The following is a 26411-nucleotide window of genomic DNA, read 5'->3' as shown; positions in this document are numbered from 1 at the left end:
GGATGGTGCGCATCCTCATCATGACCAAGGCCCCTCTCCCCGGTTTGGTCAAGACGCGTCTCGGCCTCGAACCGCACCGGGCGGCGGAGCTGCAGAGAGCCTCCATCATGGATGTGGTCGCGAAGGTCCGATCTCTGGGACCCGTCACCGTCGCCGGTTTCCCCGAGGAGCACCTCGGCCTCATAGAGCCGCTGCTGCCGCCCGGTGTGAGGCTGATGGCACAGGTCGGGGCGAACCTGGGAGAGAGGATGTACTCGGCGGCGGGGAGGCTGTTCGCAGAAGATCCCGGGCCGCTCCTGATACTGGGCACCGACGCCCCGACGCTGCCTCCGAGCCGTCTCCGGGAAGCGACGGAGGCGCTGGATGCCTGCGAGGTCTCCATCGTGCCGAGTCGGGACGGGGGATACGTCCTCCTCGGCCTCAGGCGGCTGTTCGGAGAGCCTTTTTCGGGGATAACGTGGTCTACGGAGGTCGTCTTCCGGCAGACCTTGCAGAGGGTGCGGGAGGCTGGTATCTCCGTCCGCGTCCTCGAGCCCTGGTACGACGTGGATACTCCGGAGGATCTGCGCCGACTCGGAACGGAGCTGGAGGAGGACCCCGGGCTCGCCCCGCACCTGGCGGAGGTGCTCGGGGTGGCCATCACCCGGGAGGGCGGCATCCCGTGAGTGGGAGGCGAGTCTCGGTCGTGATCCCGACCCTCAACGAGGCGGCCTGCATAGGCTCGCTCCTCGAACGTCTTTGGGGAATGCCGCAGATACGGGAGGTCGTGGTGGCAGATGGAGGCTCGACGGACGGCACCCCGGAGCTCGTCCGGCCTCCGGCCCGGCTGGTCCGGAGCGAACCGGGCCGGGGGATCCAACTCAACGCCGGGGCGAGGGTGACTTCCGGAGAGGTGTTGTTCTTCCTGCACGCCGACGTGGTGCCTCCGCGGGATGCCGCGCTCCGGATGCTGGAGGCAATCGAGAACGGCGCGGTGGGCGGCAACTTCCGCCTCTCCTACCCAGGCGGCGGCGTCCTCGGGTGGTGGCTGGAGATCGTGGCCGCGATCTACCGCGGCTTCGGCCGCTACTACGGGGACTCCGGGATCTTCGTCAGGAGGGACGTCTACGAGAGGCTGGGCGGTTTCCCAGAGATCCCCATCATGGAAGACCTCGTCTTCGCGCGCAGGATGGAGGCTGCGGGAAAGACGGCCTGCCTGCCCGGCCCGATGATAAGCTCACCGCGCCGCTGGCGGGGACGCCCGCTGCGTACCCTGCTGCTCTGGGGTTTCATGCAGACGGCGTTCGCTTTCGGGGTGAGCCCCTGGTGCCTCGCCCGCCTGTACAACGTGCAGAACGTGCGGCGGAACGGGGAGGAGGGCCGTTGAGGGTCGTCCTCGTCGGCGGAGGGCATGCCCATCTGTACACCCTTCTGCGCACGGCGGAACTGGTCGATCGGGGGGGCGAAGTGACGCTGGTGAGCGACTCGCCATACCTCCACTACTCCGGGATGGCGACGGGTGTGATCTCCGGCCTCTACGAACCCCGGCGGTATCGCATCGACGTGCGCGGGCTCGTCGAGAGAGGTGGAGGTGTTTTCGTCCAGGACCGGGTGGTGCGGATAGACGCGGCTGAAAAGGAGATCGTCCTGAACGGGGGCGAGACCGTCTCTTACGATGTTGCCTCGGTCTGCCTGGGCAGCGAAACCCCTGGACGCGGGATGGACGCGTTGTGCATAAAACCGGTGGAGAACGTGGTGGAGATCCGGAACAGGCTCCTCTCCCTGGTACGTTCTCGCATCCCCAGGGTGTTGGTCGTCGGTGGAGGTGCCGCGGGTTGTGAGGTGGCGGCGAACGTCCTGGCGCTCTTCGAGCGGGTGGGGGTGCGAGGGGACGTCACGCTCACCGAGAGGAGCGAGGGGTTGCTGCAGGGTGCTCCACGGAGGGCACGGGAGCATGCTGGGGCGCACCTGCGTGCGAGGGGGGCGAAGGTGCTGACGAACACGCACGTCGTCTCTCTCACCGATGGTGTAGCCCGGACGCGCGAGGGCCGGGAGCTTCTCTACGACCTGGCCGTGCTCGCGACGGGCGTCGTACCGCCCGACGTTTTTCGAACCTCGGGTCTTTCCACGGGGAAGGACGGCGGCCTTCTGGTGGACGAGAAGCTGCGCAGCGTGGACGACGCGTGTCTCTTCGGTGGCGGCGACTGCATCTCCTACCGGGGAGAGAGCCTGCCCCGGTTCGGGGTCTTCGCCGTCCGCCAGGGGCCGGTGATCTATCGCAACCTGCGGGCCACCCTCGAAGGCGGACCTCTCGTCGGCTACAGGCCTCAGAGGCTTTTCCTCTACATCCTCAACTTCGGCGACGGCACCGGGCTCGCCGTCTACGGCCCCCTGGTCTGGCGTGGCCGGTTTCCCTGGAGGGTCAAGGATTGCATAGACAGGGGGTTCCTGGAGAGGTATCGCCTGGATGATGCCGATGTCTGAAAACCGGGACCGAAAGGAGCGGAGAGGATGCGGAGCAGATACGACCTGGTCGTCGTGGGTGGCGGGACGGCGGGGTTGGTGGCGGCCGCGGGAGGAGCGTACCTGGGAGCGAGGGTGGCGCTCGTCGAGCGTGACCGGCTGGGGGGTGAGTGTCTCAACTACGGTTGCGTGCCGACCAAGGCCCTCGTCAGGAGCGCCGGGGTGGCGAGCCTCATGCGTCGCGCAGGGGAGTTCGGGGTGAAACCGGTGGAGGTCGAGGTGGATTTCCCGGCTGTGATGGAGAGGATGCGAGAGATGATCCGGGTGGTCGGCGTCCACGACAGCCCGGGGCGATTCCGTCGCATGGGCGTCGATGTGTTCCTGGAGAGCGAGGCCAGACTCGATGCACCGGGCGAGGTCATGGTGGACGGCTGGCGTATCCCGGCGCGCAGCGTCATCCTCGCCACGGGTTCGCACTCCTCCGTTCCACCCGTAGAAGGGCTCGAGGAGACCGGCTACATGACCCATGTAGAAGCCCTGCGGATGGAGAGTTTGCCCGGATCCATCGTGATAATCGGGGCAGGGCCCGTAGGCTGCGAGTTCGCGCAGATCTTCGCCCGCTTCGGCTGCCGGGTGAGCGTGATCTCCTCCTCTTCCCTGCCGCTCCCGAGGGAGGAGCAAGAGGTGAGCGAGCGTCTGCTGCGAACTCTGCTCGCCGAGGGGATCACCTTCCACGGTGGGTTTCGGGCCGAGGCGGCACGCCGGGAGGGCAAGGACAAGGTCGTGGTTGCCCGCGACGAAGCTGGTGGGGCCATCGAGGAGCGTGCGGAGGAGATCCTCATCGCCGCCGGGCGTGCTCCCACCGTAGACGGCCTGAACCTGGAGGATGCCGGCGTGGAGCTGGGAGAATCCGGGATAAAAGTGGATGACAACCTCCGGACCACCGTCCCCGGTGTCTACGCCGCGGGGGATATAACCGGTGGGCGCCTCTTTACCCACGTGGCGGAGTATGAGGGTAAGCTGGCGCTGAGGAACGCGCTGTTCCCGGTGAAGGCCCGGGCCGACTACCGGGTGGTACCCTGGACGACCTTCACCGATCCCGAGGTGGCGCGGGTGGGGTTGACCGAGGAGGAGGCCCGCAAGGAACACGAGATGGTCGAGGTGTTCCGGCACCCTTTCGGCGAGGTGGACCGGGCGGTGACCGACGGTGAGACCGAGGGGTTCGTCAAAGTGGTGGCTGGCAAGGGGGGCGAGATCCTGGGCGCGCACATCATCGGACCAGGTGCGGGGGATCTCATCCACGAGTTCGTGCTGGCCATGCAGAGAGGCATCCCTCTCCGGCGGCTCTCCACCATGATCCACGTCTACCCTACCCTCTCGCAGGTCAACCAGCGGGTGGCGGACGGTTACTACAGAGAGAAGCTCTTCACCGCGACGAACCGTAAGGTGCTCGGTACGTTCTTCGGGTTGCGGCGGTTGCTCTCCTGACCTACCGTTCCACGCGGTAGACGTATCCGTGGTCGAAGGAGAAATCTTCCTCTGTCAGCAGCGTCACCGCATGCAGGAGAAGCCGCCGCAGGACCTCACCACCACGTGCCAGCCGCTGGTCCAACACCTCTTCTGGCTCCGGTTCGCCGACTCCGGCCGCCCGGTTGACCGGGAAGCCCACCAGCGCGTAGGGTATCTCCAGCTCCCCGGCCAGCACCGTCTCCGGCCCGCAGGTCTGGCTCACGGCCGCCACCCCGGCCGTCTTCAGCCACCCGACCTCGGCTTTCGTCTCGAACCGGGGGCCGTTGGTGCACCCGTAGACGCCCCCTGGGGTGAGGTCCAGCCCGAGCTCCCCGGCGGCAAGCAGTATCTTCTGCCGCAGGCGCGGCGAGTAGGGCTCCTCCTGGATCAGATGTCCCCGTTTGGGATCGTCCGGGTCGTCGAAGATGGTGCAGGGCTCGCCGCCCGGGAGACGGTTCTCGGGGAAGAACAGATCGTCGAAGAGGATGGGGGTTGCCAGGGGTATGGACGGGTCTACGGTCCCCACGACCGTGCTGGCGAGGATGGCCCGCGCGCCGAGTCGTTTCAGGGCCGCCAGGTTCGCCCGGTGATCGACGGCATGGGAGAGACGTCGGTGTCCCGCCAGGTGGCGTGCTATGCTCCCTACGCGCCACGGTCCCACCCTGCCGGTCGCGACCTCCACCTCGCCGAAGCGGGTTGCGACGGTTCTGCCCTCGGGTGACTCCAGGAGCTCCCCGACGCTCGAGCCGGTCATGATGCCGATGTCTATCACGGGGTCTTATCCCCTCCTTCGCTCCCGTCGATTCAGGTGTCCCACCGCCCTCCGCTCCTTCTACGGTGCCCGACGAACCAGGCCGTGAGCACGATGGCCAGAAGCGCGGCGGACAGTCCCCAGAAAGCGACGCCCGGGTGGGTGTGTCGCTCGCCCAGGCGGCTTCCGAGGAAGGTCACGATGATGCCGAGCGGGAGGATGCCTACCCCGGTGGTCCAGAGGTAGGTTCGCAGAGGGCTGCGCACGGCGCCCGCGGCTAGACCCACTGCGTTGAAGGGCACCAGCGGGATCAGACGCACCGTGAGCAGCGGGAACGCTCCTTCTCTCTGCAACCATTCGTCGAGCCGCCTCTGGTGGCGCTCGGGGATGGTGCGTTCGAGCAGGGGCCTGCCCCAGAAGCGTCCGGCGGCGTACAGGATCGAAGCCGAGAGCATGAACGCGCTCCAGGTTATGGCGAGCCCCTTCCAGAAGCCGAACGCGAGCCCGTTTGCCAGCGTCAGAAGCTCTGCCGGCAGCGGGATCACGGTGTGCAGCAGGATCAAGCCGACGGAGACCAGCGGGGCCAGGGCTCCGTAGCCTTCGATGATCCGGCGGACCTCGGCTTCGTCACCCTGAGAGACCGCACCGAAGAGGCCGGCGATGGGGTGTCGGACGGCGGGGATGCTCCACAGGATGAGGCCGAGGAAGATCAGCCCCAGCAACAGAGCCCACCGCCCCGTGAGCGCAGAGACGACCCGCAGGATGACCGATCGCTTCGCGGTGCTCACGCTCCCCGGCCTGTTCTCGATCGTTCGCTCATCCTTCTCTGGAGATGAGTCTACCCCCGAAAGAATTGGCGAGCACCACGCTGACGCTGGCGGCCATGGCGATCATGGCCCACACCGGGTAGACTAGCCCCGTTGCGGCCAGAGGGACGCCTATGCCGTTGAAGGCGAAGGCCAAAGAGATGTTCTGCACCGTCTTGCGGTAGGAGCTTACGCCTATGTGGTAGGCGTCGACCACCGCGCCGAGGCGCTCTCCTACCAGCACGATGTCCGCAGACTCTATGGCGATGTCGGTTCCGGCACCGATGGCGATGCCCACGTCTGACTGCATGAGGGCCGGGGCGTCGTTGATGCCGTCCCCGACCATGAGCACACGGTGTCCCTGCTCCTGCAACTCCCGCACGACGTACGCCTTGTCCTGGGGCAGGACCTCGGCCCGGTACTCCTCGATACCAACCTCGCGCGCCACTGCCCTGGCGGTGCGCTCGTTGTCGCCGGTGAGCATCACAGGCTCCAGACCCGCGGCTTTGAGGCGCTCGACCGCCTCCACGGCGTCGTCCTTTATCCGGTCGGCGAGGGCTATGAGCGCGGCGGGCTCGCCGTCTACGGCCAGGGCTACCACGGTGTTGCCCGCCGCCTGCAACTCTTCGAGCTTTCTGCGCGCACCTTCCAGCTCGACCCCCTCGCCTTCGACGAACCGGGGGTTGCCGATGGCGACGCGGTGACCCTCCACCGTGGCCGTGATCCCCTTACCGGACACGGACTGGAAGTCTTCCGCTTCCGGCACCGGGATCCCCCTCTCCGCGGCGGCGTCCACCACGGCCCGCGCCAGCGGGTGCTCGGAGGGGCCTTCGGCGGAGGCGGCGAGACGTAATGCCTCGTCCTCCTCGAAGCCATTCAAGGGGACCAACTCGACGAGCGCGGGCTTGCCCTCAGTGAGGGTGCCGGTCTTGTCCAGAACTACCCTCTTTACTTCCTTCAGGACCTGGAAGGCTTCGCCCGAGCGCATCAGGATGCCCTTCCGGGCGGCCATCCCACCACCCCGGATCATCGCCAGGGGCGTCGCCATCCCCAGGGCGCACGGGTAACCCATCACGAAGACGGCCAGGGCCGAGAAGATCGCCCGGCTCCAGTCGGGTTCTCCGGTAACCAGCCAGGCGCCCAGAGTCCAGATCAGGACGGCCAGAGCGGCGAAGCCGACCACGGTGGGCACGAAGACTTGCAAGACCTTATCCACCAGTTGCAGGATGCCGGGCTTCAGCGCCCGGGCCTCCTCGACCTGCCGGGTCACCTGCGAGAGGAAGCTCTCCTCGCCGACCTTCGTCACCCGCACCAGGAGCGTTCCGGTCTGGTTTACGGAGCCCCCGATCACCTCATCTCCAACCCCCTTCTCGTCGGGGATCGACTCTCCAGTAACCAGGCTCTGGTCCACGCCCGAGGTTCCTTCGGCGACCTCTCCGTCCACGGGGATCGACTCGCCGGGCCTCACACGCACCAGCTCGCCGGGCCGGACCTCCTCGAGCGGCACCTCCTCCTCGCGCCCGGCACGCACCACCCGGGCGGTGTTCGGCACCAGCTCCAGGAGCTTGCGCACCGCCTGGGAGCTGCGGGTCCTCACCTTCAGCGAGGTCCACTCCGAGAGCAGGTGATAGGTGGTGATGAAGGTCGCCACCGCGAAGAAGTCCGGTGTGGGGAAAGCCGGGAAGAAGTAGCCCAAGGAACCGCCCGCGAGCCCGGCGAAGGCCCCGAACTCCAGGAGGACGTGCTGGTTCAGGATGCCGCGCCGGAGGCTGTGGTAAGCCATTCCCAGGATATGCCGGCCCGGCCCGAAGACCGTAGCCAAGGCGAAGACGGGCATCACCACCAACATGACCGGGTTGCCTCTGTGGAACACCCCGACCCACATCAGGATCATCAGGATGAGCGAGGCCGCTGTGAAGCCCGCCGCTACCAGCACGTGGTTGCGGCTACCCTTTAGCCCGGCCTCCTCTTCCTCGAAGGAACGTACCTTCTCGGGGTCGCGCACGGTGTAGCCGAGGTCGAGTATGGTCTGCTTCAACGCCTCAGGCGCAACTTTGTCCGGCTCGTACTCGATCAGGGCCTCTTCGTGGGCGAGGTTGACGCTCGCCTCGTGCACCCCCTCGGTACGCTCCATAGCCTTCGTGATGGAGGAGACGCAGAAAGAGCAGCTCATGCCTCCGACCTTGAGTTGCAGCCTCTCTGTCCCATTGGCTCCGGCACCGTTTGCCCGCGCCGGAGCGTCCGGCTCGTTGGTCCTGGCCGCCGGACCTTTTCGATGGTCCCCGGACGAACTCATGCCGAACTTCCTCCGGACTCTACCTCGTAGCCGAGCAGGTCCAACCTCTCCTCGATCTGCTTTGAACTGACCTGATCCTGGTCATAGACGACCTCTATGCGCTGGGTCTTGTGGTCCGCCTCGACCTCCCTTACTCCGCTCAAACGCTTCAGAGCCCTGTCCACCCGCTCCTCGCAGCCCTCGCAGTGTAGCCTGTCTTTGCCGACGACCGTGAAAGCGATGTTCTTCTGAGCCATCGCGCTCCTCTCGTTGGGTTTCCCGCCGGTAAGGGTTATAAAGCTTGCAGTAGATATAAGGTCAAGGCGAGATGCGAGGAGGACGAGATGTCACGGATGAGGATCGGAGAGCTTGCGAAGAGGCTGGACCTGAACCCCCAGACCATCCGCTACTACGAGCGCATCGGGCTCTTACCGGAGCCGGAGCGTACGGACTCCGGCTACCGGATGTACGGAGAAGAGGACGAGGCACGGCTACGGTTCGTAAAGAATGCCCGCGGCGTGGGGCTGACGCTTGGGGAGGTCAGGGAGGTGCTGGCCTTCCACGAACGGGGAGAAGTGCCCTGCTCGTACGTCACGGAGGTCATCGCCCGACGGGCCGAGGAGGTGGAGCGGCGTATCGCCGAACTGACCGAGTTCAAGGCCAGGCTGGACGTGCTCTACGAGCGGGCCCTTGAGCGACCCGCCCGGGAACCTCGACCGCACGGCTACTGTCACATAATCGAGGGTGAGCGTGGCGCCGGCCGCGAACTGTCGGGCGTGCCGCGCGCATGAAGCCCCGGTGGGGCGGACGCTCCCGACGGCGAGCTGGGAGCTCTTCCACTACTGCTCCAGCGGTTCCTTGGCGGTCTCTTTGGCCAGAAGGAACGGCACCAGCGAGACCAGCGCGGCGGCCATCACGTAGAAAGCCGGCACCAGCTTGCTCCCGGTAGCGGCGATCAGGGCGGAGAGCACCAGCGGTGCTGTTCCGCCGAAGATGGAGGTGGAGAGGTTGTAACCGATCGCGAACCCGCCGTAGCGCACGCGGGTTCGAAACAGCGCGGGCAACGCGGAGGGCATCGTGCCGAGGAGCATCACCAGCAGGAGCCCGAGTACGAGCAGCCCGACGATCGTCTCGAAGAGATGTCCCTGCGACATCATCAGGAAGGCCGGGTACGGCAACAGCACGAGCCCCACACACGAGCCCACCAGGATGGGCTTGCGTCCGACGCGGTCCGAGAGGCGCCCCACGAAGGTTATGAGCGCCATCAGCAGGAGCATGAGCGCCACTACGATGAGCAGTGCAGAGCCCTCTCCGATCTTCAGGACTTGCGAGAGGTAGGTGGGCATGTAGGAGAGGACGGTGTAGTCGATCACGTTGTAGACGATCACCATCCCCACACACAGCAGTATCGGTCTCCAGTTCTGCGTGACGGTCTCCCGCAGGGGCGAGTCCGCGGTCTCCCCACGGTGCTCCATGCTCTTGAATCGTGGCGTGTCGTCCAGTCGGAGCCTGAGGTACAGCCCGATAGTACCCAGAGGACCGGCAGCCAGGAAGGGCACCCGCCAGCCCCAGGCATCCATGGCTTCCCGGGGCAGGAGTAAGGTCAGCACCGTCACCAGGGAAGCGCCGAGCACGTACCCCGCGAGGGTCCCGAATTCGAGCCAGCTGCACAAGAAACCCCTGCGCCGGTCGGAGGCGTACTCGGCGATGAACGTCGATGCTCCGCCGTACTCACCTCCCGTCGAGAACCCCTGCAGCAGCCGCGCCAGGACCAGCAGGATGGGAGCCAGAATCCCTATGGAAGCATACCCCGGCAGTAGCCCTATGGCGAACGTGGATCCGGACATGAGCAGTATGGTGGTGGCCAGGGTGCGCTGCCGCCCTATCCTGTCGCCCAGGGGACCGAAAAACAGCCCCCCGAAGGGCCGGATGAGGAATGACAGCGCGAACGCCGCGAAGGAGGAGAGGATCTGCACCGTGGTGCTCCCGGACGGGAAGAAAACCCTGCCTATGGTGACCGCAAGGTAGCTGTAGGTGCCGAAGTCGAACCATTCCATGCAGTTGCCCATCGCCGCGGCGGCGATGGCCCTTCGCATCGTCGACTCATCTACTCCGGTTGGTGACGACGTCTGCGCTTCCGTGGACATGAATTCCTTCCATGGTAGCATGCATCCGCGCATACCCGACCGGACGGCCGGGGCTCACGACGAACCGGGAGCTTGATCTGTTATGAATCCAACAGAGACGTTAGCATGGATATGCCTGCTCGTCAGGCAGGCTCGATGGTGGCGATGAGCCCCTCGTTCTGGAGCCCCTCCTGGTAGAGCTCGGCGAGCTCTTTGTGGCAGCGGGCCACGACCGCTTTCCCTCTGGTGTGGGCCTCGAGCATCAAGGAGACAGCGCGCGGGAGGCTCATGCGCGGGATGACCTTCCGCAGGGCGTAGACGACGTGGTCCATGGGGGTGTGGTCGTCGTTGTGCAGGATGACCTTGTAGGGGGGCTCCCCCGTGACCTTGCTGCGGGTCTCCTTCGCCGGTTTGGTGCCGGGAACGGTCTGCGTCATCTCACGTACCTCCGGTTACTCTCCTCGCTTTCTGCCGTGTATGAGGCTCACGACTTCTTCTAGCACCCGCTCGGCGTTCCTGTTGTTCGCGTATGCTATCTCCTTCGCGCGCGGCGTGCTCTCGGGCGCGGGGTCGTGCATGAGCACGGGAAGCTCGACCGGGCTTTCTTTCTCGTGTCGGGCGATCCACCCGGCGGGCACCTTCTCCGGGAGCTCCTGGTGCGAGAGCGCGGCCCACAAAGCCGTCCACGCCCGCGGGACGACGCGCCAGTGGTCGTACCCCCCTCCGCCCAGCGCGACCCAGCGCCCGCCGCAGAGCTCGTGGGCGAGCTCGTGCACCCGCCTCGGGATGTGCTCGTAGAGCGCCATGCTGGCCGAAAGGTGGGTGAGGGGATCCAGGGCGTGTCCGTCGCAGCCGTTCTGCGAGATGATGATGTCCGGCTCGAAGGCCCTCAAAGCCTCGGGCACGACGGCCTCGAAGCAGGAGATCCAGGACTCGTCGTCGGTGAACGGCTCGAGCGGTACGTTGACGGCGTAACCGTACCCCTCGCCCCTCCCGCGCTCCTCGACGCCACCGGTCCCGGGAAAGAGGAACCTCCCGGTCTCGTGCATGGAGATGGTGAGCACCTCCGGGTCGTCGTAGAACGCCCACTGCACCCCGTCGCCGTGGTGGGCGTCGGTGTCTAGATAGGCCACCCGCAGGTGCGGGTGCTCCTGCTTCAGGCGCGCTATGGCTACGGCCGCGTCGTTGTAGACGCAGAACCCGCTCGCCCGGGACCGCAGCGCGTGGTGCAGCCCCCCCGCGATGCACATCGCGTGCTCGCAGCTCCCGTCGGCCACCATCCGGGCCGCCGTGAGTACCGCCCCGACGACCCTGGCGGAGGCTTCGTGCATCCGGGGAAAGACCGGGTTGTCCGGGGTGTTGAGCCCGTAGTGGACTAGCTCCGAGAGATCCGAGACCTCGTCCGCCTTCTGCACGAGCCTCACGTAGGTGAGGCTGTGTACCTGCAGGAGATCCTCCTCGGTGGCCGGTGCGCCCTTCACGAAGCCGTAACCCTCGAACAGCCCCGCAGCTTCGCTCAGCTCCAGCGCGAGCCGGATGCGCAAGGGGTTGAACGGGTGGTCCTCGCCGAACCCGTAGTCTTCCAGCCCGCGGTCGTGTACCACCGCCACCCGACCGCCCATCCAGAGAGGCCTCCTCTTCGCTCCTCGCTACGCCTCGTAGTCTACCGCGATGAGGTTCGTCGTGAGCCGCCCGAGCTTCTCCAGTACCGCCAGGTGCTCCGGGTGCTCCCGGTAGCGCGCGAGATCCTCCACGCTCTCGAACCGCGCGAAGAGCCCGTGGGTGAAGCCCCCACCCCGATCGCTGAAGTTCTCCCCGGCCGTGAGGTCCACCACCCCAGGTACCTTCTCCCTGAGCGCCCGCAGTGAGGCGACGAGGTCCGCCAGCTCCTCCCCGGAGGCCTCTTCCTTCGCCGTGAACAAAACCAGATGCTCGATCACGCCTTCCTCCCTCTTCCGTTCACCCCGCGAAGCATACCTTACCCAAAGATCCTCCACAGCCATCCTCGCTTGTTACACGAATTGCCGCGGTGTTAAGGAAATTTAAAATGCTCCCGCTCCCCGAATTCCCGGTTTGCCGCATCAGTGGGCGGGTTTTGTGTTTCGAAGTCGTTGCGAAATAGTTGCGGAGAGTTTGCGTAAAGATTTCAAAACGGTTACCCTCCTGCCTCGGCTATAGAGGAGAGGGGCTCTCCGTGGAGTGAGGGTTCCCCTGGCTGTTGCAGGCTAGAGAGGGAGGATACGTTCTTTTGGCTGTGAGTGTAAGGCTCAGGCTCGGAATCGTGCTTGCGGCTCTGGCGCTGGCGCTGACGGCTGCGGTGATGGCGTCGCGTTCGGCGGAGGCGCAGACTGTCTCTGGGGAGGCCATCGTCTCCGAGGCGCAGAGCTATCTTGGCGTTCCTTACGTTTGGGGTGGTGAGTCGCGGGCCGGGGTGGACTGCTCCGGGCTGGTTGCGGCTGTGTTCTCGGACTTTGGGATCTACCTGCCGCACAGCTCCTACATGCAGTATTCCTATGGGGTTCCGGTTTCGGTTCCCGGGCCGGGTGATCTCGTCTTCAGCGACTACGGGTACGGGTTCGCCTCGCACGTCGGGATCGCGGTCGGGAACGGGCAGATGATCGACGCGCCCTATCCGGGGACGGTGGTGCGTTACGACCCGATAATCCCGGCCTACGTCGACGGGTACAAGAGCATAGTCTAGGCGGGGCCTTTCAGGGCAGAAAACCGCTTCTCTTCCGGCCGTCCTCCTCGCGGGCGGCCGGTTTTTTCATGCTTTTTCGGGCCTCTTTGCCCGCGTGCCCGCCAGCGCAGAGAGGATGGTGCTGGCGAGGAACAGCAGGATGGCCGCGACGTTTAAGAGCCCGCCCCAGGCCTGCCAGGGGTGGATGCCGGAGATATCCCCCGTGATGCGCAGCAGCAGGGAGAGGTGCAGCAGGGCGAGGTGAGCGTAGAAGCGCGGCCGGTAGGGGATGGGGATGCCGAGCACGCTGGGGAAGATGATGAGGGCGTGGCCGAAGATCATCGAGAAGACGAAGCCGAGGAAGAGGCTGTGGAGCAGGGCGTCGAAGTAGGGGCCGTCCATGACGCCACCGTAGACGAGCCTGAGGGTGCCCGCCACCGCCATCCAGAAGTACCCGGAGAGCAAACACAGCGAGATGAAGCGGGTGGCTCCGGCGACCCGCACGGTGCGCCGGGCGACGTCGTGGCGGGCGAGCCAGAGGGCGAGCAGCAGCAGCCCGAGGCCGAAGAGACGCCTCCCGCTATCGAGGTTTGCGACCGAGACGGCCTGCCCGGCGAAGGTTATCCCGGCGGCGAGCAGGAAAGCGGCCACCACCGCCCGTCCGGGGGAGGAGAGGCGGCTCAACTCCAGGCGTTCCCCGACGATCGTCAGCACGAGAAAGCCGGTCCACCAGGCGGTGAGCGGCCCGGGGTCGAACCGGTCGGAGAGGAGCAGGAGGTTGCCTATGAGCCAGCTCGCGGCCCCGGCGGCCTCGGTGAGCCCGAAGAGCGACGGCTCCCGGGAGAGGAAGACCGCGAAGATGGCCACGAGGAAGACGCTGCCGATGAGGATGAGGATCGCGGCGGGGGCCACGAGAGCCTTCCCGAGGAGCAGGAGCAGCGCGCCCGCCCCGGAGGCGAGAGGGGCCCCGTAGCCCCACCGGCGCTTGAGCGCGGCGGCGCGTTCGAGTCCGATCAGGGTGCCCAAAAACCCCCCGATCATGAGCAACCCGTGCGAGAGGCCGTAGGAGGGTATCTGCCAGCCCATCCGCGAGAGCCCGGCCCACATCCCGGCGAGCAGCGCGAGTATCGCGAGTACCATGAACGGCGCCCGCCGCTTCCGGGAGCTGGAGGAGATCCGGCCGATCATGGCTGGCGCCAGACGCCTCGCTCGAGCCTGGCCACGACCCCGGCATGGTCCTCGCCGGTCGGCGGGGGTGCGACGACGTGGAGCGCGAGCAGCCTGGTCTCGGCCTTCAGCCCCCGCTCCTCCCCGGCCGCGGCGAAGGCCACCGCCCCTGGCCCGACCTTCTCCTCTTTCTCGCCGGCGACCAGCGTGCCCTCGCCCTCGAGGACCACGAACGTGACCGCCACCCCGGGACGGTGTACCGGGATGTACTGCCCGGGCTCGCAGCAGACCAGCAGCGCCTTCGTGTTCTCGTCCTGCCCGAGCATCACCGCGTTGAAGCGGTCTTCCTGGAAGGCCGCCTTATCCCTGTAGGAACGGATTATCTGACCCAAGGTCCCCCTCTAGACCGTCTTCGCTATCTTTATCCGCCACAGCTCGGGACCCCGCTCGAGATACTCCCAGCTGAAACGCCCCTCCCGCTGCACAGAAAACTGCCGATGAAGCGGCTTCGGGTCATGGTCGTTGACCAGCTCGAAAGACTCCCCCGCAGCAAGCCCGTCGAACGTCCGAAAGATCAGGGGATGCCTCTCCCCCGGGGCTATCCGCCTCACGTCTATCGTCCTCTTCTCGTCCATCTTCCTCTTTTATATCTACTGTAATCGTCATAGATTGTTGCACGGGGAGGGTGAGGGGGCAAGGGGTGGGGTGATTGGGATCACCCATCTGTGGTGTTGTTTCTCACCTCGTCAGAAAGCGGGTGGGATGAAGGTGTGATGGTGGCATGGCTGCATTAACATTCGCGATATAAGGAGGTTTCCCGGCGAGAGAAAGGAGTGCAACTTTGGCCACCGCGTACATACACACCTGCTACAGGATCCTCGACCCCGAGCGGAGCACGGACTTCTACGTGAACAAGCTCGGGATGAAGAAGGTTGGGGAGATGCACTTCTCCGATGCTACCAACTACTTCTTCGCGATGGAGGAGGATCCCTCCTCTCCGATGCTCGAGCTCACCCACAACCACGGGCGCACCGAGCCCTACGAGATCGGGGAAGGCTACGGCCACGTCGCCTTCGTCGTGGACGATCTCGAGGGGACCGTGGCGCGGCTCAAAGAGCAGGGGGTCGAGGTGGACGTCGAGCCCAAGACGATGACCGTCGACGGCCACGACTACAGGATAGCCTTCGTCCTGGACCCGGACGGCTACCGCGTCGAGCTGGTGCAGAGGGGCACCATGAAGGTCGGGGATATGATTCAATAGCAGCAAATAGGAGAGGAGGTGCCGGGATGGCGCAGCGGGGTGTGGTGGAGGTCGTGCCGGAGGACTACAGCTACGTCTTCAGCCCCTACCGGGAGCCGGTGGCGCGTGTGAGGGCGGGCGAGCGGGTGGTGATCCACACCGAGGATGCCTTCGAGAGCAGGATCAAAACCAAAGAAGACCTGCCGGGCAAGGCCCTTGCCACGGCGAAGTTCCTGAACCCCCAGACCGGGCCGGTCTACGTGGAGGGGGCCGAGCCGGGGGACACGCTCGCGGTGCGCCTGGAAGAGATAGAGCCCGCCCGAGACTACGCGGTGAGCTGCTACATACCGTACTTCGGCGGGCTCACCTCGACCAACCTGACGCGCACCCTGCAGGACCCGCTACCGGAGAGGGTCTACGTGTGGAGGCTCATCGAGGAGGGAGGTGGGCGCTACCTGGAGAACGAGGAGGTCGGGGTCAGGCTCCCGTGGGAGCCGTTCGTCGGGACGATCGCGGTGGCCCCGGAACTCGAGGCGATCTCTGCGCTCACGCCTGGGCCGTTCGGGGGGAACATGGACGTGCCGGACGTGAGGCCGGGCAACACCGTCTATCTGCCGGTCTTCAACGAGGGCGCGCTCTTCTACACCGGAGACTGCCACGCCCGGCAGGGGCAGGGCGAGCTGTGCGGGGTCGCGCTCGAGGTCACCAGCCGCGTCACGCTCTCCTTCGAAGTCATAAAGGGCGGCGGGATAGAGTGGCCTCGCATCGAGTCCGAGGAGAGGATCATGACCGTCGGGAGCGCCCGGCCGATGGAGGATGCGGCCCGGATCGCCTACGCCGAGCTCGTCGGCTGGCTCGAGAGCGACTACGGCTTCTCCCGCCCCGACGCCTACCAGCTTCTCACGCAGGCCGGCGGCCTCTACGTCGGGAACATGGTGGACACCACCTACTCGCTGGTCGCCTCGGTCGAGAAACGCTACCTCGGGCGTTCCTGAGCCCGCAAAAACGTTTGACCCCGTCAAGCAAGGTGGTATCTTTGACGGGGTGTCCGACAGTCGAGGCATCGCGAGAGCGTGAGGCCGTCCTCCGGGAGTGGTTCGCCGCCGAACCGCAACCTGATGCTCGCGGCCATAGCCTCCGCGACGCTCTTGAACCCGCTCAATTCCTCTATGATCTCGGTCGCCCTCTCGCGCATAAACCACGACTTCGGGATCACCTTCGCCCAGGGCTCCTGGATCGTCTCGGCCTTCTACCTGGCTAGCGCTATCGCCCAGCCGCTCATGGGCCGGCTCTCGGATACTTACGGGCGCAAGAGGGTGTTCCTGTCGGGGCTCGTGATCTCGGCTGCGGCGAGCATGCTCGCACCCCTCTCGCCCACTTTCGGGTGGCTCGTGGGCTTCAGGGTGCTGCAGGCCGCCGGAACCTCGGCGCTCTTCCCGTCCGGGGCTGCGATGATCAGAGGCCACATCACCGAGCGCCAGGCAGCCGCGCTCGGCGTACTCGCCGTCTGCTCCTCGACCTCGGCTGCCTTCGGACCTACCATCGGGGGGTATCTGGTCCACTACGGCGACTGGCCTCTGGTCTTCTTGGTCAACTTCCCATTCATACTCTTCTCGCTCACCCTCGGCTGGCGGATCCTGCCCCAGGACCCCGGTAGGCCGGAAGGGGTACGCCGCAACCTGAAAAGAGAGCTCTCCGGACTCGACCCGGCGGGCATACTCCTCTTCGCGGTGTGCGTGGTCGGGGCACTCGTGTTCCTGCTCTCGCTCCGGGGGGAGGCGGATCTTTTCGCCGGCGGCGTCGCGCTCGCCGCCGCGATCCTCTTCTACCTCCGCGAGCGCTCCGCTCGAAACCCTTTCCTGGACCTGCGCGGTTCCCTCGCGCACCGGGAGGTGATCTCGGTCTACCTCCAGTTCGTGCTGGTCAACGTCGTCTACTACTCCTCCTTCATCGGCATGCCGACCTACCTGCAGGACGCCCGGCACATCCCCGCCGATACCACCGGTACCATGATGCTCGCCCTCGCCGGAAGCGGCGTCGTCCTCACACCCCTGGCAGCCCGCCTCATAGACCGTACCGGTCCCAAGCCCGGCATAGTCTTCGCCGCCCTCTGCATGCTCGCCGGGAGCATACTGCTCTTCACCGTGCCGGCCCGCGGTGGAATCCCGCACCTCATCCTCGCGCTCGTCGTCCTCGGCAGCGCAGGCGGGTTCAACAACCTCGGACTGCAGACCGCCCTCTACGGCTTCGTACCCCAGGAAGAAGTCGGCAGTGCCTCCGGCCTCTTCCAGACCTCGCGCTACCTCGGCACCATCCTCTCTACCAGCCTGCTCGGCGTCGAGTTCGCCTCCGGCGTGGATACCCCCCACCTGCACACGGTCGCCCTCGGAATGGCCGCCGTCGCCGCCCTCGCCCTGCTGCTCGCGCTCCTCATGCGTAACCCCGGACCTCCGGAAAAACAGCAGACCTGACGTTTTGTTATTTAGAAAACTAGAGTATACTGCTGTACAGTAGTAATCATGACTACATAGGAGGTTCGAAGATGGGCATTATATCCTGGATCATCATAGGACTCATCGCGGGTGCGCTTGCGAAGCTGATCCTACCGGGGGACGACCCGGGTGGGATCATCGTGACCATCATCATCGGGATGGTCGGGGCGATCATCGGCGGGTTCGTCGTCGGGGCCTTCGGTGGTCCGGGGGTGACGGGGGTGAACGTGAGCTCGATCATCGTTGCGATAATCGGCGCGATCATCCTGCTTTTGCTCTACCGGCTGTTCGTCGGGCGTACCGCGCGCGGGGGCAGGAGGCGTACGTGAGGTGAGGGGGCGCTCTGGCGCCCCTCCTTCATCCCCGCCGGGTTTCCCTGACGAAGGGGACCAGGACCCTGTAGTGCTCGACGAGCTCCTCGAGACGCATCCGGTTCAGCCCCGATGGGGAGGGAACGACGATGTCCACGATCCCGGGTACGGCCGAATCTCCCTGCACGCCCCAACTCGACCGCGATGAGCCCCGGAACCAGCGGTAGACCCCCATGCCCGTGTAGGCGACGGCGCGGGGCCGGAAGAGTTCGAGGTCCTTCCGCAGCCGACGGGCTCCGGCGAGGATCTCCTGTCTTTTCAACTCGTCGGCGCGGCGCGTCGGGCGGGGGCAGAGGTTGGTGAACCCGATGCCGAGCCCGAGCAGCTCTTCATCCTCCTCCGGGCGGTAGAGCCTCTCCGTGATCCCGGCCGCGTGCAGCACGCGCCAGAAGCGGTTGGCAGGGTGTGCGTAGTGGTGGCCGCTCTTCCCCGACCTCAGAGACGGGTTGTAGCCGCAGAAAACGAGCTTCAGGCCGACTCTCAGCAGGTCCTCCGCCACGGTCCGGGAGTGTAGCACGGGTTATCATCTGGCGGGCCATGGATTACCGGGAGCTCACCGGGAATTTGAGGAGCCTGGGGCTGCTTCTGGCCCTGTTGCCGGAAGCCCCCGGAGAGTTTCGTGACCGGGCCGCGGGGTACGCGGAGATGCTGCTGGAGCGGATCCTCATAGGGCGGGTCTCCTACGATACCGTCGGATGGGTGAGACTTCTACAGGAACTCGAGGAACGCTTCGGCGATGTCGAGCGGGTCCTCTCCGAGCCGGCGCTGCGCGAGGTCGAGGAGAAGACCCGGCGTCTGCTCGCCGACATACGTGGTGAAGACCCGTTCATGCGGCGCTGGGCGGCGGACTCCCTGCTCGCCCGCCTGTGTTACCTCCTCTGCCGCCTGCTGCGGCCCCGGGTCGTGCTCGAGACCGGGGTCGCCTACGGGGTGAGCTCGGCGTTCATATTGAGGGCGCTGGAGCAGAACGGAGGCGGCGTCCTGCACAGCGTCGACCTGCCCCCGCTGAGATCAGGCTACGAGAAATCCTGGGGGGTGGCGGTGGACGAGGGGATGAGGAGGCGGTGGTGCCTGCATCGAGGGTCGAGCAGAAAGGTGCTCCCCGGGCTTCTCGAACGACTCGGGCGGGTGGACCTCTTCGTGCACGACAGCCTTCACACCCGGAGCAACATGCTGCGCGAGTTCGGGTTCGTCTGGCCCCACCTGACCGAGGGAGGGGTGCTCGTCGCGGACGACGTCGAGCGCAACGGCGCCTTCGGCGAGCTGCGCCGGTGGGGGCCCGATCTGTGGCGCGTGGTGGAAGACCGGGAGCGCGGCCCGCTTTGGGGCCGCGCAGCCCCGGTAGTGTTCGGGATCGCCGTGAAGTGAGGTTCAGTAACCCGGGCGGCCCATCCGGGAGTAGGTGAAGCGTTTGCTCGCCTCCACGCCCGGCTGGTCGAAGGCGTTCACGCCGTAGAGGGAGCCCGCGATCGCGGTCTGCACCTCCAGCGCGACGAAGAGGTAGCCGAGGTTCTCCTCGCTGATGCGGTCCAGCCGGATCGTGGCGTTCGGGCGACCCGCCTCGGTGAGCGCCCGGCGGGTCGCGTCGCACTCGACGTTCAAAAGCTCGGCCATCGTGTGCCCGCCGAGGTACCCCACGCCTTCGAGATCCTCGTAGGCCGGCGGGATCTCCAGGTCGCGCGGGTGCTCCTCGACCTGCACGATCTCGATCACCTTGTCCTGCGGACCCTGCATGTAGAGTTGCAGCTGGGAGTGCTGGTCGGTGGTCCCGACCGCCCCGTGTGGGGTGGAGCCTTTCCCGTCCTTGCCGAGCGACTCGGCCCAGAGCTGGACGAACCACGCCGCGACCCGCTCCAGCGCGTCGGCGTAGGTCATCATCACCCGGATGTTCCGCCCGCGCGCGGTGTCCATCAGGTAATGCATCGCCGCCCCGACGACCGCCGGATGCTCCGCCCCCCGCTCCCTGACCTCGCGCACGCACTCCGCGGCTCCGCGCAGGAGGGCGTCTATGTCCAATCCCGTGACCGCCGCGGGCAGAAGCCCCACCGGTGAGAGCACCGAGAACCTCCCGCCCACGTCCTTCGGGATGGGGAGCGTGCGCAGATCCTCCCGGTCGGCGATCCGCTTCAGGAAGCCCTCTTCGGGGTCGGTGGTCGCGATCGTGCGGTGCTGGTAGCCGAAGTCCCCCAGAGTGCTCGCCAGCATCCCGCGCACCACGAGGAAGCCTGCCATCGTCTCCGCCGTCGAGCCCGACTTCGTCACCACGTTCACCCACGTCCCCTCCGGCTCCGCCACGTCCAGGATGGCGGCGAGCGTCGCGGGGTCGGTGTTCTCGGCGAAGTGGATGCGCGGCCCCCTGCGCTCGGGCATCTGGTTGTAGTAGGGGTGGTTGAGCGCCCGGTGCAGCGCTATCGGGCCGAGGGCGGAGCCCCCGATGCCGATGTGGATGAAGTCCGTCGGGCTCGAGCTTCGTATCTCGCCGGCCGTCCTCAGGCAGGCGTCGGCGTACTCGCGCGTCTCCGGGAGCTTCATGAACCCGGGTTCGTCCTCGAGGAGCTTCCCGGCAGCCTCCTGCAGCCGGGGTGTGATCTCCGAGAGCTCCTTCTCCGTGATGCCACCTTCCACCTCGATGAGGTTCGTGTAGTCGAAGCTGACCTCGGCCAATTCGGTCCTCCTGAACTTCGTAGCCTGCAGAAGAGTTTACCGGGATATAATCGCGCCCGCGGACGAAACCACGATGACGGGCGAGGGGGAAAGAACATGCCGGACGAAACGAAGCGCAGGAGAGCCCGGGAGGTTCTCTCCCGGCTCGAAGAGCTCTACCCCGGCGCCACGACCGAGCTCTCCTGGTCGAACCCTCTGGAGCTGCTGGTCGCCACCATCCTCTCCGCCCGCACCACCGACAAGACCGTGAACAAGATCACACCCCGCCTCTTCCAGAGGTACCGCACCGCCCGCGACTACGCCGAGGCCGACCCGAACGAGCTGGAGGAGATGTTGCGCCCGAGCGGCTTCTACCGCAGCAAGGCCCGGGCCATACAGGGGATGGCCCGCACCCTCGTCGAGGAGCACGGCGGCGAGGTGCCGCGCACGATGGAGGAGCTCACCGCGCTCCCGGGCGTCGGCCGCAAGACCGCCAACGTCGTCCTCGGCACCGCCTTCGGCAACGGCGAGGGCGTGGTCGTCGACACCCACGTCCGCCGCCTCTCCGGCCGCCTCGGCCTCAGCCGCGAGAAGGACCCGGAAAAGATCGAACGCGACCTCATCGAGCTGGTCCCGGAAGAGAAGCGGCCGCTCTTCTCCCACCTGCTCATCCTGCACGGCAGGAGGGTCTGCAAACCCCGCCGCCCCGACTGCCCGAACTGCGTGCTCAACGACATATGCCCCTCTGCCTTCAAGGCCTGAGGGAGCCGGTGTAAAATCCCGGTGGGTACGGGAGCATGGCAGAGCGGACGAATGCGCTGGTCTTGAAAACCAGAGGCGGCTGTGCCGCCCGTAGGTTCGAATCCTACTGCTCCCGCTTACACGGCTCCTCGGGTGAGGGCGAGAGGCCCTACCACGAGGATTCTTTAAAAAAATTTAAGCAAATGGACCCTTTGCGGTTTTTGCTTTGCTAAACTGTGGGTATATCCTCTTCTGCAACGGAGGATGAAGGTACCATGGAGAAGGACGGAAGGAGGTAGAGTGAAGAGGTTGGTGTATCTGGCCGCGGCCGCTCTGGTGGCGGTGCTGCTCCTCGCACCGGCTGCCTTCGCGCAGACTACGAGCAGCAGCCCTGCCAGCAGCTCCTCTGCGAGCAGCAGCGCGATGGGTGGCGGCTCGACCATGAGCAGCGGCACCATGAGCAGCGCTGCGAGCAGCAGCGCCATGAGCAGCGTCAGCGGCACCGGCCAGAAGGGTGGCAAGCTGGCCGAGAGCGGTGGTCCGGCGATCATCCTTCCGGCTGCTGCCCTGCTGCTTGGTTCCGGTATCCTGACCTTCGCGGTGCTGCGCCGCCGTCAGTAGCCGGCCGTAACCTGGCGTAAAAGCCGGAGTGAGGAGGATGGCCCCGGGTGCCCGGGGCCATCCTCCTCTTTGCTCTTCACCGCTTCTTTTCGTGTTTTGGGGATGGTCCCTGGCGGGTGTCTACGCCGTGTGCTGCGAAGAACGGGGTGAGATCCTCGCCCGCGCTCTGCGAGAGGGTCCTCACGAGATCTTCGGAGGTCGCAGTTCGGTAGCGGTAGCGGCGGGCGTAGGTCTTCAGGCCGCGCAGCAGGGTCTTCTCGCCTATCTTGCGCGAGAGGGCGCGGTAGGTCTGGGCGCCGTAGCGGTAGGTCACCCTCTGGTAGGTGGCGTCGTCGGGGAAGGCGTTGACCGGGGAGCCCAGCGGTATCGAGGGGTGGAGCTGACCGGGGAAACGGGTGGCTGCGTCGCCGGAGAAGAGCCATTCGGAGTAGGTGGCGAGGGACTCGTCCAGCCAGGGTTCTCTGAACTGGTTGCTCCCGACCTGGGCGTACCACCACTGGTGGGCTACCTCGTGAGGTATGACCGAGTCGAAGAGATAGTTCGGGGTGGTCTCCAGGTTGACGAAGGTGATGGTAGAGAATTCCGTGCCGGCGATGAGCGGGGCGTCCACTATGGTGAGCCGGCGGTAAGGGTAGGGGGTGAAGGTGCGGGAGAAGAAACCCAGGCTGCGCTCGGCGAGGTCGAGCGCCAGGTCCGCCCGGGCGGCGTAGCCCGGGCGGTAGTAGACGCGCACCGTGGTATTGCCGACGCGGCCCGTCTTGCTGTAGAGGTCTTTGCCTATGGCCAGGGCGAAGTCCCGGACGTCGTGCGCCTCGTAGGTCATGGTCTTGCTCGCCTTTTCGTTCCTCTTGCCGGTGGTGGTCCCCGCGGCCGCCACGGTGAGGTCTTTCGGGAGCGTCAGGCTCACCCTGTAGTCCGCGGCCTCGGCGAAGTAGGGCTCTCCGAAGCGGGTCGGGGGAGGGAGGATCCAGCCGCCCCTGCCGCGGTCGTAGACCGCGAGCACCGGGTACCAGACGCCGAGCTGGCTCGTGCCCGAGTGGTACCCGAAGGGTGCCGCAATCTCGGGGATGCGGGTGCGGAAGCGCAGGGAGACGTCGGCCATCCTGCCTGCGGGCAAGGGGGAGGGGAGATTGACCTCGAGGCGTGTTCCCCTGACCGAGAAGCGGCTTTCTACCCCGTCTACCTCCACGCGGGAGATCTTCGTCCCGCCTCCGCGGCCGGTGTAGGTCTTCTCGTTGGTCCAGAGCCTGAAGTAGAGGTGTCTGAGGGGCTCTCCCTCGGCGTTGACGTAACGGACCCTCTGCCGACCGGAGATCGTGGGTGGGTTCGTGGTGTAGCGGGCCTCGATGTGGTAGCTGGCCGGATGAGATCTCGCGGAGGTGAGCTTCGAGTGAGGTACTTTGCGGTAGGTGACTTTCCGGGCCTCTCGGGGTTGTTCCGAGGGCGCGAGGAGACTCCAGCCTGTGGCACAGAGGGCGAGGAGCAATACCAGGGCCCCCAGGCGCCTTCGGCGGTAGACCGCCCGCGGCCGTCGGCTTCTGGGGGCGTGGGGTCTCCTGCCGGGGCGTGCGTTTTTGGAGCCTCGGGGCCTCTCGCGCATGTAGCCTCCTCCCCTCCTTCGGTCAGGCGCGTATGGTAAGGGATGTCGGTGCGGAATGAAAACGGAGGGTGGATGCTTGGATCCCGTCGTGAAGACCCTGATGCAGGCGCTGGGGATCGAGATGGAGGAGGTCTCCGCGGAGAAGGTGGTGGCGACGATGCCGGTGCACGGCCCGACCCGGCAGACCTTCGGGCTTTTGCACGGCGGGGCCTCGGCGGCGCTGGTGGAGACCGTCGCGAGCCTCGGAACCTACGACATGGTAGATAAAGAGCGGCAGAGCGTGGTCGGGACGGAGGTCACGGCGAGCCACCTCCGGCCGAAGGGCCGGGGTACGGTGAGGGCGGTGGGGCGGCCCATCCACCGCGGCGATCGGGAGGTGCTCTGGGACGTGAAGATCACCGACGAGCGCGGACGGCTCGTCTGCAGCGGTCGCTGCACCGTCGCCGTGGTCCCGCGCTACGGGATCGAGTAGATCCAGTCGCGGGTCCCGTAGAGCTCGCGGGTGAGGCGTTCGGCTTCGGCCAGCTCTTCCGGGGTGAGGGTGTCCTCTGTGAGACCGTCTGCGGTGTTGCGCCCGGCGAAGGTCTCTATCATGTGTTCGATGATCTGTTCGCGGGGGAGGCTGGTCTGGCGCCGCAGGGGACCGACCCGCTTCTCGGCGCTCTGGATGGCCTTGTCCGAGAGCTTCTCCTGCCCGATGCGCAGTATCCGGAGCATCCTGGCGGTGTCGATCTCGTAGGAGAGGGTGTCGTGGTGCAAAACGGCGCCGTGGGCCCGTCCCTGGGCCGCCCCCCCGATCTTGCCGTTCTTCGAGGAGATGTCGTTTATCGGCTCGTAGTAGGCCTCGATTCCGAGCGAGCGGAACGCCTCCACGACCCACTCGTCGAGGAAAGCGTAGGAGTCCACCGTCGACATCCCGGCGACCAGCTCCAGGGGAGCGTAGATCGAGAAGGTGATTATGTTCTCGGGCTCGACGAACATCGCGCCGCCGCCGGTGGTGCGGCGGATGATCTCAACGCCCTCCCTGCGCGCTTCCTCCTCGTTTACCTCGTTGCTCACGGACTGGAAGCGGCCGATCACGACCTCGTCCTTGTGGCGCCCCCAGAAGCGCAGCGTCGGCGGGCGCTCTCCGGAGCCGACCCTGCGGGTCAGAACCTCGTCTATGGCGACGTTCACCGGCGGGTCGACCGGCTCCCCGCGGATCAGACGCCACCGGTAGCGCTTCCAGCGATCCTCCAGGCTCATGACGAGAGCGCCCTCCTCACAGCCCGCGCGACGGCCTCGGGCGAGAAGCCGACCATCTCGGCCTCCGGCGGGAGCGCCTCCCTGATGCGCGCGGCCAGTTCCTCCTCCGCGAGCGTGGCCGGCGCCCCCTCCAGCGCCCCCGTGATCGCCGAGAGCGCCTCCGGAGGGTCGAGGAAGAAGTCGCCGCTTACGCGCACGCCCCTCAGCACCCCACCCTCGACCTCGAGGTCGGCGACGACGAGCTTGCCGCCGCGGCTCTTGTACTCTCCGTGCATCCTGAAAGAGAGTTTACCCCGGATCTCCGGGAGGTCTTGCACTCGCCGGATCTCCCGCTAATAACGAGGCTGGGACGAACGAGACGTAGTAACGAGCAGGAAAGGAGGTGGTGTTCCATGGCTCTTGCTCCGATCCGTGGGTTCTGGGACATTCAGAGTGAGTTCGACCGCATGTTCGACGAGATGGTAGGCAGCCTGTTCGGCAGGCGCCGGGGTGGCCAGGAGAGGCTCTGGGCGCCGCCGATGGAGGTGTACGCCCACGGCGGGGACCTGGTGATCCACGTCGACCTGCCGGGCGTGACGCTGGATGACGTGGACATCACCCTCGAGGGGACGACGCTCACGATAAGCGGCCAGCGTAAGGGCACCGAGGAGGAGGTCAACCACTACCTGCAGGAGCTGCCCTACGGTGCGTTCCGCAGGAGCATGACCGTCCCCGAGGGGGTCGATGCGGATAGCGTCAAGGCCCGGCTCGAGAACGGCGTGCTCGAGGTCGTCCTGCCCGGCGCGGTCTCCGAGGTGGCCCCGAAGAAGATAGCCATCGAGGCCGGCGAGAGCAGGAAGACCCTGGAGGGCAGCGCCTCCTGAGCCACCCTGCACCCCGGCACGTCCGGGTAGCTTGAGCGAGAGGCCCGTGTCCCGGCGCGGACACGGGCCTCTCTTGCGTTTGGGAGAGGTGTTCGAAAGGTATATATATGACAGAAAGAGTCCAACTCTTATCGAGGGAGTCTGGACATGAGTCTGGATCTTGGAGGTGTGCGAGATGGTATCTCATGGCAGGGTGGCCGTTCCGGTCAGGGTTCACGACGATGAGAGGACTCTACTCGAGAGGGCTGCCCGGGGTGAGCGGGAGGCCCGGCGGCGTCTGATCGAATCTCACCTCGGGCTGGTGGCCGCCATCGCCCGGCGCTACGCGCGCAGGTGGGGTGTACCATTCGAAGATCTCCTGCAGGAGGGGGCGCTCGCTCTGGTGCAGGCCGTCGACCACTACGACCCGTCCAGGGGAATGAAGCTCTCGACCTACGCGAACTGGTGGGTGAGCCGGGCCGTGAGGCGGGCCGCCATGGCGTACGTGAGGCCGGTGCGAGTACCTGAGGAGGTGTGGGAACGTGCCGGGAGGGTCTCGCGCGCCGAGGAGGAGGTACGCTCGCGGCTCGGGCACGAGGCCGGAGAGCGCGCGGTGGCCTCCGCGCTCGGGTGGACCGCCGAGGAGCTCTCGGAGGTGAGGCGGGCGCTCGAGCCCGTCGCCTCGCTCGAGGCCCCGGTAGGCGAGGAAGGCGACGGGGAGCTCGCCGATGTGTTGCCCGGCGAGGCCGAGGACCCGGCGGAGGAGGCCGCCCGCAGCGACGCCCGACGCCGGCTGGCGGAGGCTCTCGCGGCGCTGCCGGAGCGGGAGCGGAGGGTTCTCTCGCTCAGGAACGGATTCG

General features: G+C 66.3%; 32 protein-coding genes and 1 tRNA gene. 17 read left to right on the top strand and 16 right to left on the bottom strand.

The features are described 5' to 3' along the window. Nucleotides 1-2: 2 nt before the first annotated feature. Genes AC6EKW_RS07020 through AC6EKW_RS07005 form a run of 4 tightly spaced genes read left to right on the top strand, consistent with a single transcriptional unit; the run spans nt 3 to nt 3930 of the window. On the top strand, nt 3-665 hold the full coding sequence (locus AC6EKW_RS07020; protein WP_498514029.1) for a TIGR04282 family arsenosugar biosynthesis glycosyltransferase: 663 nt from the start codon (nt 3-5) through the stop codon (nt 663-665). Then, a complete protein-coding gene (locus AC6EKW_RS07015) occupies nt 662-1366 on the top strand; it encodes a TIGR04283 family arsenosugar biosynthesis glycosyltransferase (protein ID WP_498514028.1) in 705 nt (234 codons plus the stop codon). The genes AC6EKW_RS07020 and AC6EKW_RS07015 overlap by 4 nt, the downstream gene beginning before the upstream one ends. Next, complete coding sequence (locus AC6EKW_RS07010; RefSeq protein WP_498514027.1) at nt 1363-2463, top strand: NAD(P)/FAD-dependent oxidoreductase; 1101 nt, start codon at nt 1363-1365, stop codon at nt 2461-2463. Before AC6EKW_RS07015 ends, AC6EKW_RS07010 begins: the two co-directional genes overlap by 4 nt. 27 nt (nt 2464-2490) lie before the next feature. Then, the gene (locus AC6EKW_RS07005; RefSeq protein ID WP_498514026.1) at nt 2491-3930 is read left to right on the top strand and encodes a dihydrolipoyl dehydrogenase family protein; all 1440 of its coding nucleotides are present in this window, start codon (nt 2491-2493) and stop codon (nt 3928-3930) included. A gap of 1 nt (nt 3931) precedes the next feature. On the opposite strand, the gene AC6EKW_RS07000 is transcribed toward AC6EKW_RS07005, so the two are convergent. The 4 genes from AC6EKW_RS07000 to AC6EKW_RS06985 all read right to left on the bottom strand — a co-directional run bounded on the left by AC6EKW_RS07000 (nt 3932) and on the right by AC6EKW_RS06985 (nt 8040). Next, on the bottom strand, nt 3932-4723 hold the full coding sequence (locus tag AC6EKW_RS07000) for an MTAP family purine nucleoside phosphorylase (protein WP_273888707.1): 792 nt from the start codon (nt 4721-4723) through the stop codon (nt 3932-3934). 32 nt (nt 4724-4755) lie between these two features. Beyond that, nucleotides 4756-5490: a TVP38/TMEM64 family protein gene (locus AC6EKW_RS06995; RefSeq protein ID WP_498514025.1), complete on the bottom strand. Its 735-nt coding sequence runs from the start codon at nt 5488-5490 to the stop codon at nt 4756-4758. Between the two features lie 28 nt (nt 5491-5518). Next, nucleotides 5519-7681 (bottom strand): heavy metal translocating P-type ATPase, encoded by a 2163-nt coding sequence (locus AC6EKW_RS06990; protein WP_498514024.1) that lies wholly within the window; start codon nt 7679-7681, stop codon nt 5519-5521. 119 nt (nt 7682-7800) lie between these two features. Continuing rightward, nucleotides 7801-8040, bottom strand: coding sequence for a heavy-metal-associated domain-containing protein (locus AC6EKW_RS06985; RefSeq protein WP_273888711.1), 240 nt, complete (start codon nt 8038-8040; stop codon nt 7801-7803). Between the two features lie 87 nt (nt 8041-8127). On the opposite strand from AC6EKW_RS06985, the gene AC6EKW_RS06980 reads away from it, so the two are divergent. Then, entirely contained in the window at nt 8128-8574 is a 447-nt protein-coding gene (locus tag AC6EKW_RS06980; RefSeq protein WP_273888713.1) for a heavy metal-responsive transcriptional regulator, read from the top strand. A gap of 48 nt (nt 8575-8622) precedes the next feature. Here the strand turns inward: AC6EKW_RS06980 and AC6EKW_RS06975 are convergent, their stop codons facing one another. From AC6EKW_RS06975 to AC6EKW_RS06960, 4 genes are all read right to left on the bottom strand, one after another. Further along, a complete protein-coding gene (locus AC6EKW_RS06975) occupies nt 8623-9879 on the bottom strand; it encodes an MFS transporter (protein ID WP_273888714.1) in 1257 nt (418 codons plus the stop codon). A gap of 173 nt (nt 9880-10052) precedes the next feature. Next, nucleotides 10053-10346: an ATP-dependent Clp protease adaptor ClpS gene (locus tag AC6EKW_RS06970; protein ID WP_273888715.1), complete on the bottom strand. Its 294-nt coding sequence runs from the start codon at nt 10344-10346 to the stop codon at nt 10053-10055. A gap of 15 nt (nt 10347-10361) precedes the next feature. Continuing rightward, entirely contained in the window at nt 10362-11531 is a 1170-nt protein-coding gene (locus AC6EKW_RS06965) for an acetoin utilization protein AcuC (protein WP_273888717.1), read from the bottom strand. 27 nt (nt 11532-11558) lie between these two features. Further along, entirely contained in the window at nt 11559-11849 is a 291-nt protein-coding gene (locus AC6EKW_RS06960) for a Dabb family protein (protein ID WP_273888719.1), read from the bottom strand. 314 nt (nt 11850-12163) lie between these two features. Here AC6EKW_RS06960 and AC6EKW_RS06955 point away from each other — a divergent pair, with 314 nt between their 5' ends. Next, nucleotides 12164-12610 carry a C40 family peptidase gene (locus tag AC6EKW_RS06955; protein ID WP_273888792.1) on the top strand — a complete coding sequence of 149 codons (447 nt, stop codon included), beginning with the start codon at nt 12164-12166 and terminating at the stop codon, nt 12608-12610. Nucleotides 12611-12676: 66 nt separating this feature from the next. Here the strand turns inward: AC6EKW_RS06955 and AC6EKW_RS06950 are convergent, their stop codons facing one another. The 3 genes from AC6EKW_RS06950 to AC6EKW_RS06940 are packed head-to-tail and all read right to left on the bottom strand — an operon-like array spanning nt 12677 to nt 14391. Beyond that, nucleotides 12677-13777, bottom strand: coding sequence for a DUF8744 domain-containing protein (locus AC6EKW_RS06950; protein ID WP_498514023.1), 1101 nt, complete (start codon nt 13775-13777; stop codon nt 12677-12679). After that, complete coding sequence (locus AC6EKW_RS06945; protein ID WP_498514022.1) at nt 13774-14148, bottom strand: cupin domain-containing protein; 375 nt, start codon at nt 14146-14148, stop codon at nt 13774-13776. The genes AC6EKW_RS06950 and AC6EKW_RS06945 overlap by 4 nt, the downstream gene beginning before the upstream one ends. Nucleotides 14149-14157: 9 nt before the next feature. Next, nucleotides 14158-14391: a DUF2249 domain-containing protein gene (locus AC6EKW_RS06940; RefSeq protein ID WP_498514021.1), complete on the bottom strand. Its 234-nt coding sequence runs from the start codon at nt 14389-14391 to the stop codon at nt 14158-14160. A gap of 206 nt (nt 14392-14597) precedes the next feature. On the opposite strand from AC6EKW_RS06940, the gene AC6EKW_RS06935 reads away from it, so the two are divergent. From AC6EKW_RS06935 to AC6EKW_RS06920, 4 genes are all read left to right on the top strand, one after another. Then, nucleotides 14598-15017 carry a VOC family protein gene (locus AC6EKW_RS06935; RefSeq protein ID WP_498514020.1) on the top strand — a complete coding sequence of 140 codons (420 nt, stop codon included), beginning with the start codon at nt 14598-14600 and terminating at the stop codon, nt 15015-15017. Nucleotides 15018-15043: 26 nt separating this feature from the next. Next, complete coding sequence (locus AC6EKW_RS06930) at nt 15044-15991, top strand: acetamidase/formamidase family protein (RefSeq protein WP_498514019.1); 948 nt, start codon at nt 15044-15046, stop codon at nt 15989-15991. Between the two features lie 78 nt (nt 15992-16069). After that, nucleotides 16070-17467: an MFS transporter gene (locus tag AC6EKW_RS06925; RefSeq protein WP_498514018.1), complete on the top strand. Its 1398-nt coding sequence runs from the start codon at nt 16070-16072 to the stop codon at nt 17465-17467. A 71-nt stretch (nt 17468-17538) separates the two neighbouring features. Next, nucleotides 17539-17817, top strand: a complete 279-nt coding sequence (locus tag AC6EKW_RS06920) for a GlsB/YeaQ/YmgE family stress response membrane protein (RefSeq protein WP_273888728.1) — start codon at nt 17539-17541, stop codon at nt 17815-17817. Between the two features lie 28 nt (nt 17818-17845). On the opposite strand, the gene mug is transcribed toward AC6EKW_RS06920, so the two are convergent. Beyond that, a complete protein-coding gene (gene mug / locus AC6EKW_RS06915; protein ID WP_498514017.1) occupies nt 17846-18376 on the bottom strand; it encodes a G/U mismatch-specific DNA glycosylase in 531 nt (176 codons plus the stop codon). A 20-nt stretch (nt 18377-18396) separates the two neighbouring features. Between mug and AC6EKW_RS06910 the strand changes: the two genes are divergently transcribed. Continuing rightward, nucleotides 18397-19227 (top strand): class I SAM-dependent methyltransferase, encoded by an 831-nt coding sequence (locus AC6EKW_RS06910; RefSeq protein ID WP_498514016.1) that lies wholly within the window; start codon nt 18397-18399, stop codon nt 19225-19227. Nucleotides 19228-19230: 3 nt separating this feature from the next. On the opposite strand, the gene AC6EKW_RS06905 is transcribed toward AC6EKW_RS06910, so the two are convergent. Next, the gene (locus AC6EKW_RS06905) at nt 19231-20523 is read right to left on the bottom strand and encodes a glucose-6-phosphate isomerase (RefSeq protein ID WP_498514015.1); all 1293 of its coding nucleotides are present in this window, start codon (nt 20521-20523) and stop codon (nt 19231-19233) included. A 96-nt stretch (nt 20524-20619) separates the two neighbouring features. Here AC6EKW_RS06905 and nth point away from each other — a divergent pair, with 96 nt between their 5' ends. From nth to AC6EKW_RS06890, 3 genes are all read left to right on the top strand, one after another. After that, the gene (gene nth / locus AC6EKW_RS06900) at nt 20620-21264 is read left to right on the top strand and encodes an endonuclease III (RefSeq protein ID WP_498514014.1); all 645 of its coding nucleotides are present in this window, start codon (nt 20620-20622) and stop codon (nt 21262-21264) included. A gap of 29 nt (nt 21265-21293) precedes the next feature. Then, nucleotides 21294-21379, top strand: a tRNA-Ser gene (locus tag AC6EKW_RS06895). 164 nt (nt 21380-21543) lie between these two features. Continuing rightward, a complete protein-coding gene (locus tag AC6EKW_RS06890) occupies nt 21544-21864 on the top strand; it encodes a hypothetical protein (protein WP_273888737.1) in 321 nt (106 codons plus the stop codon). A 76-nt stretch (nt 21865-21940) separates the two neighbouring features. Here the strand turns inward: AC6EKW_RS06890 and AC6EKW_RS06885 are convergent, their stop codons facing one another. Beyond that, entirely contained in the window at nt 21941-23464 is a 1524-nt protein-coding gene (locus AC6EKW_RS06885; RefSeq protein ID WP_498514013.1) for a M1 family metallopeptidase, read from the bottom strand. 100 nt (nt 23465-23564) lie between these two features. Between AC6EKW_RS06885 and AC6EKW_RS06880 the strand changes: the two genes are divergently transcribed. Beyond that, complete coding sequence (locus tag AC6EKW_RS06880; protein ID WP_420542078.1) at nt 23565-23936, top strand: hotdog fold thioesterase; 372 nt, start codon at nt 23565-23567, stop codon at nt 23934-23936. Here the strand turns inward: AC6EKW_RS06880 and AC6EKW_RS06875 are convergent. Both AC6EKW_RS06875 and lplB read right to left on the bottom strand, forming a co-directional pair. Beyond that, nucleotides 23921-24709 carry a lipoate--protein ligase family protein gene (locus AC6EKW_RS06875; protein ID WP_273888741.1) on the bottom strand — a complete coding sequence of 263 codons (789 nt, stop codon included), beginning with the start codon at nt 24707-24709 and terminating at the stop codon, nt 23921-23923. The two genes, AC6EKW_RS06880 and AC6EKW_RS06875, sit on opposite strands and share 16 nt — an antisense overlap. After that, nucleotides 24706-24984: a lipoate-protein ligase small subunit gene (lplB, locus tag AC6EKW_RS06870; RefSeq protein ID WP_420542079.1), complete on the bottom strand. Its 279-nt coding sequence runs from the start codon at nt 24982-24984 to the stop codon at nt 24706-24708. Before lplB ends, AC6EKW_RS06875 begins: the two co-directional genes overlap by 4 nt. A gap of 117 nt (nt 24985-25101) precedes the next feature. Between lplB and AC6EKW_RS06865 the strand changes: the two genes are divergently transcribed. Then, a complete protein-coding gene (locus AC6EKW_RS06865; protein WP_273846581.1) occupies nt 25102-25572 on the top strand; it encodes an Hsp20/alpha crystallin family protein in 471 nt (156 codons plus the stop codon). Nucleotides 25573-25747: 175 nt separating this feature from the next. Continuing rightward, on the top strand, nt 25748-26411 hold a 664-nt coding region (locus AC6EKW_RS06860; RefSeq protein ID WP_498514012.1), incomplete at its 3' end, for a sigma-70 family RNA polymerase sigma factor.

The sequence above is a fragment of the Rubrobacter sp. M3-4 genome, from assembly GCF_059772285.1.
Note: the sequence above shows the minus strand (reverse complement) of the source record. Positions and strands in the feature narration are given on the sequence as shown.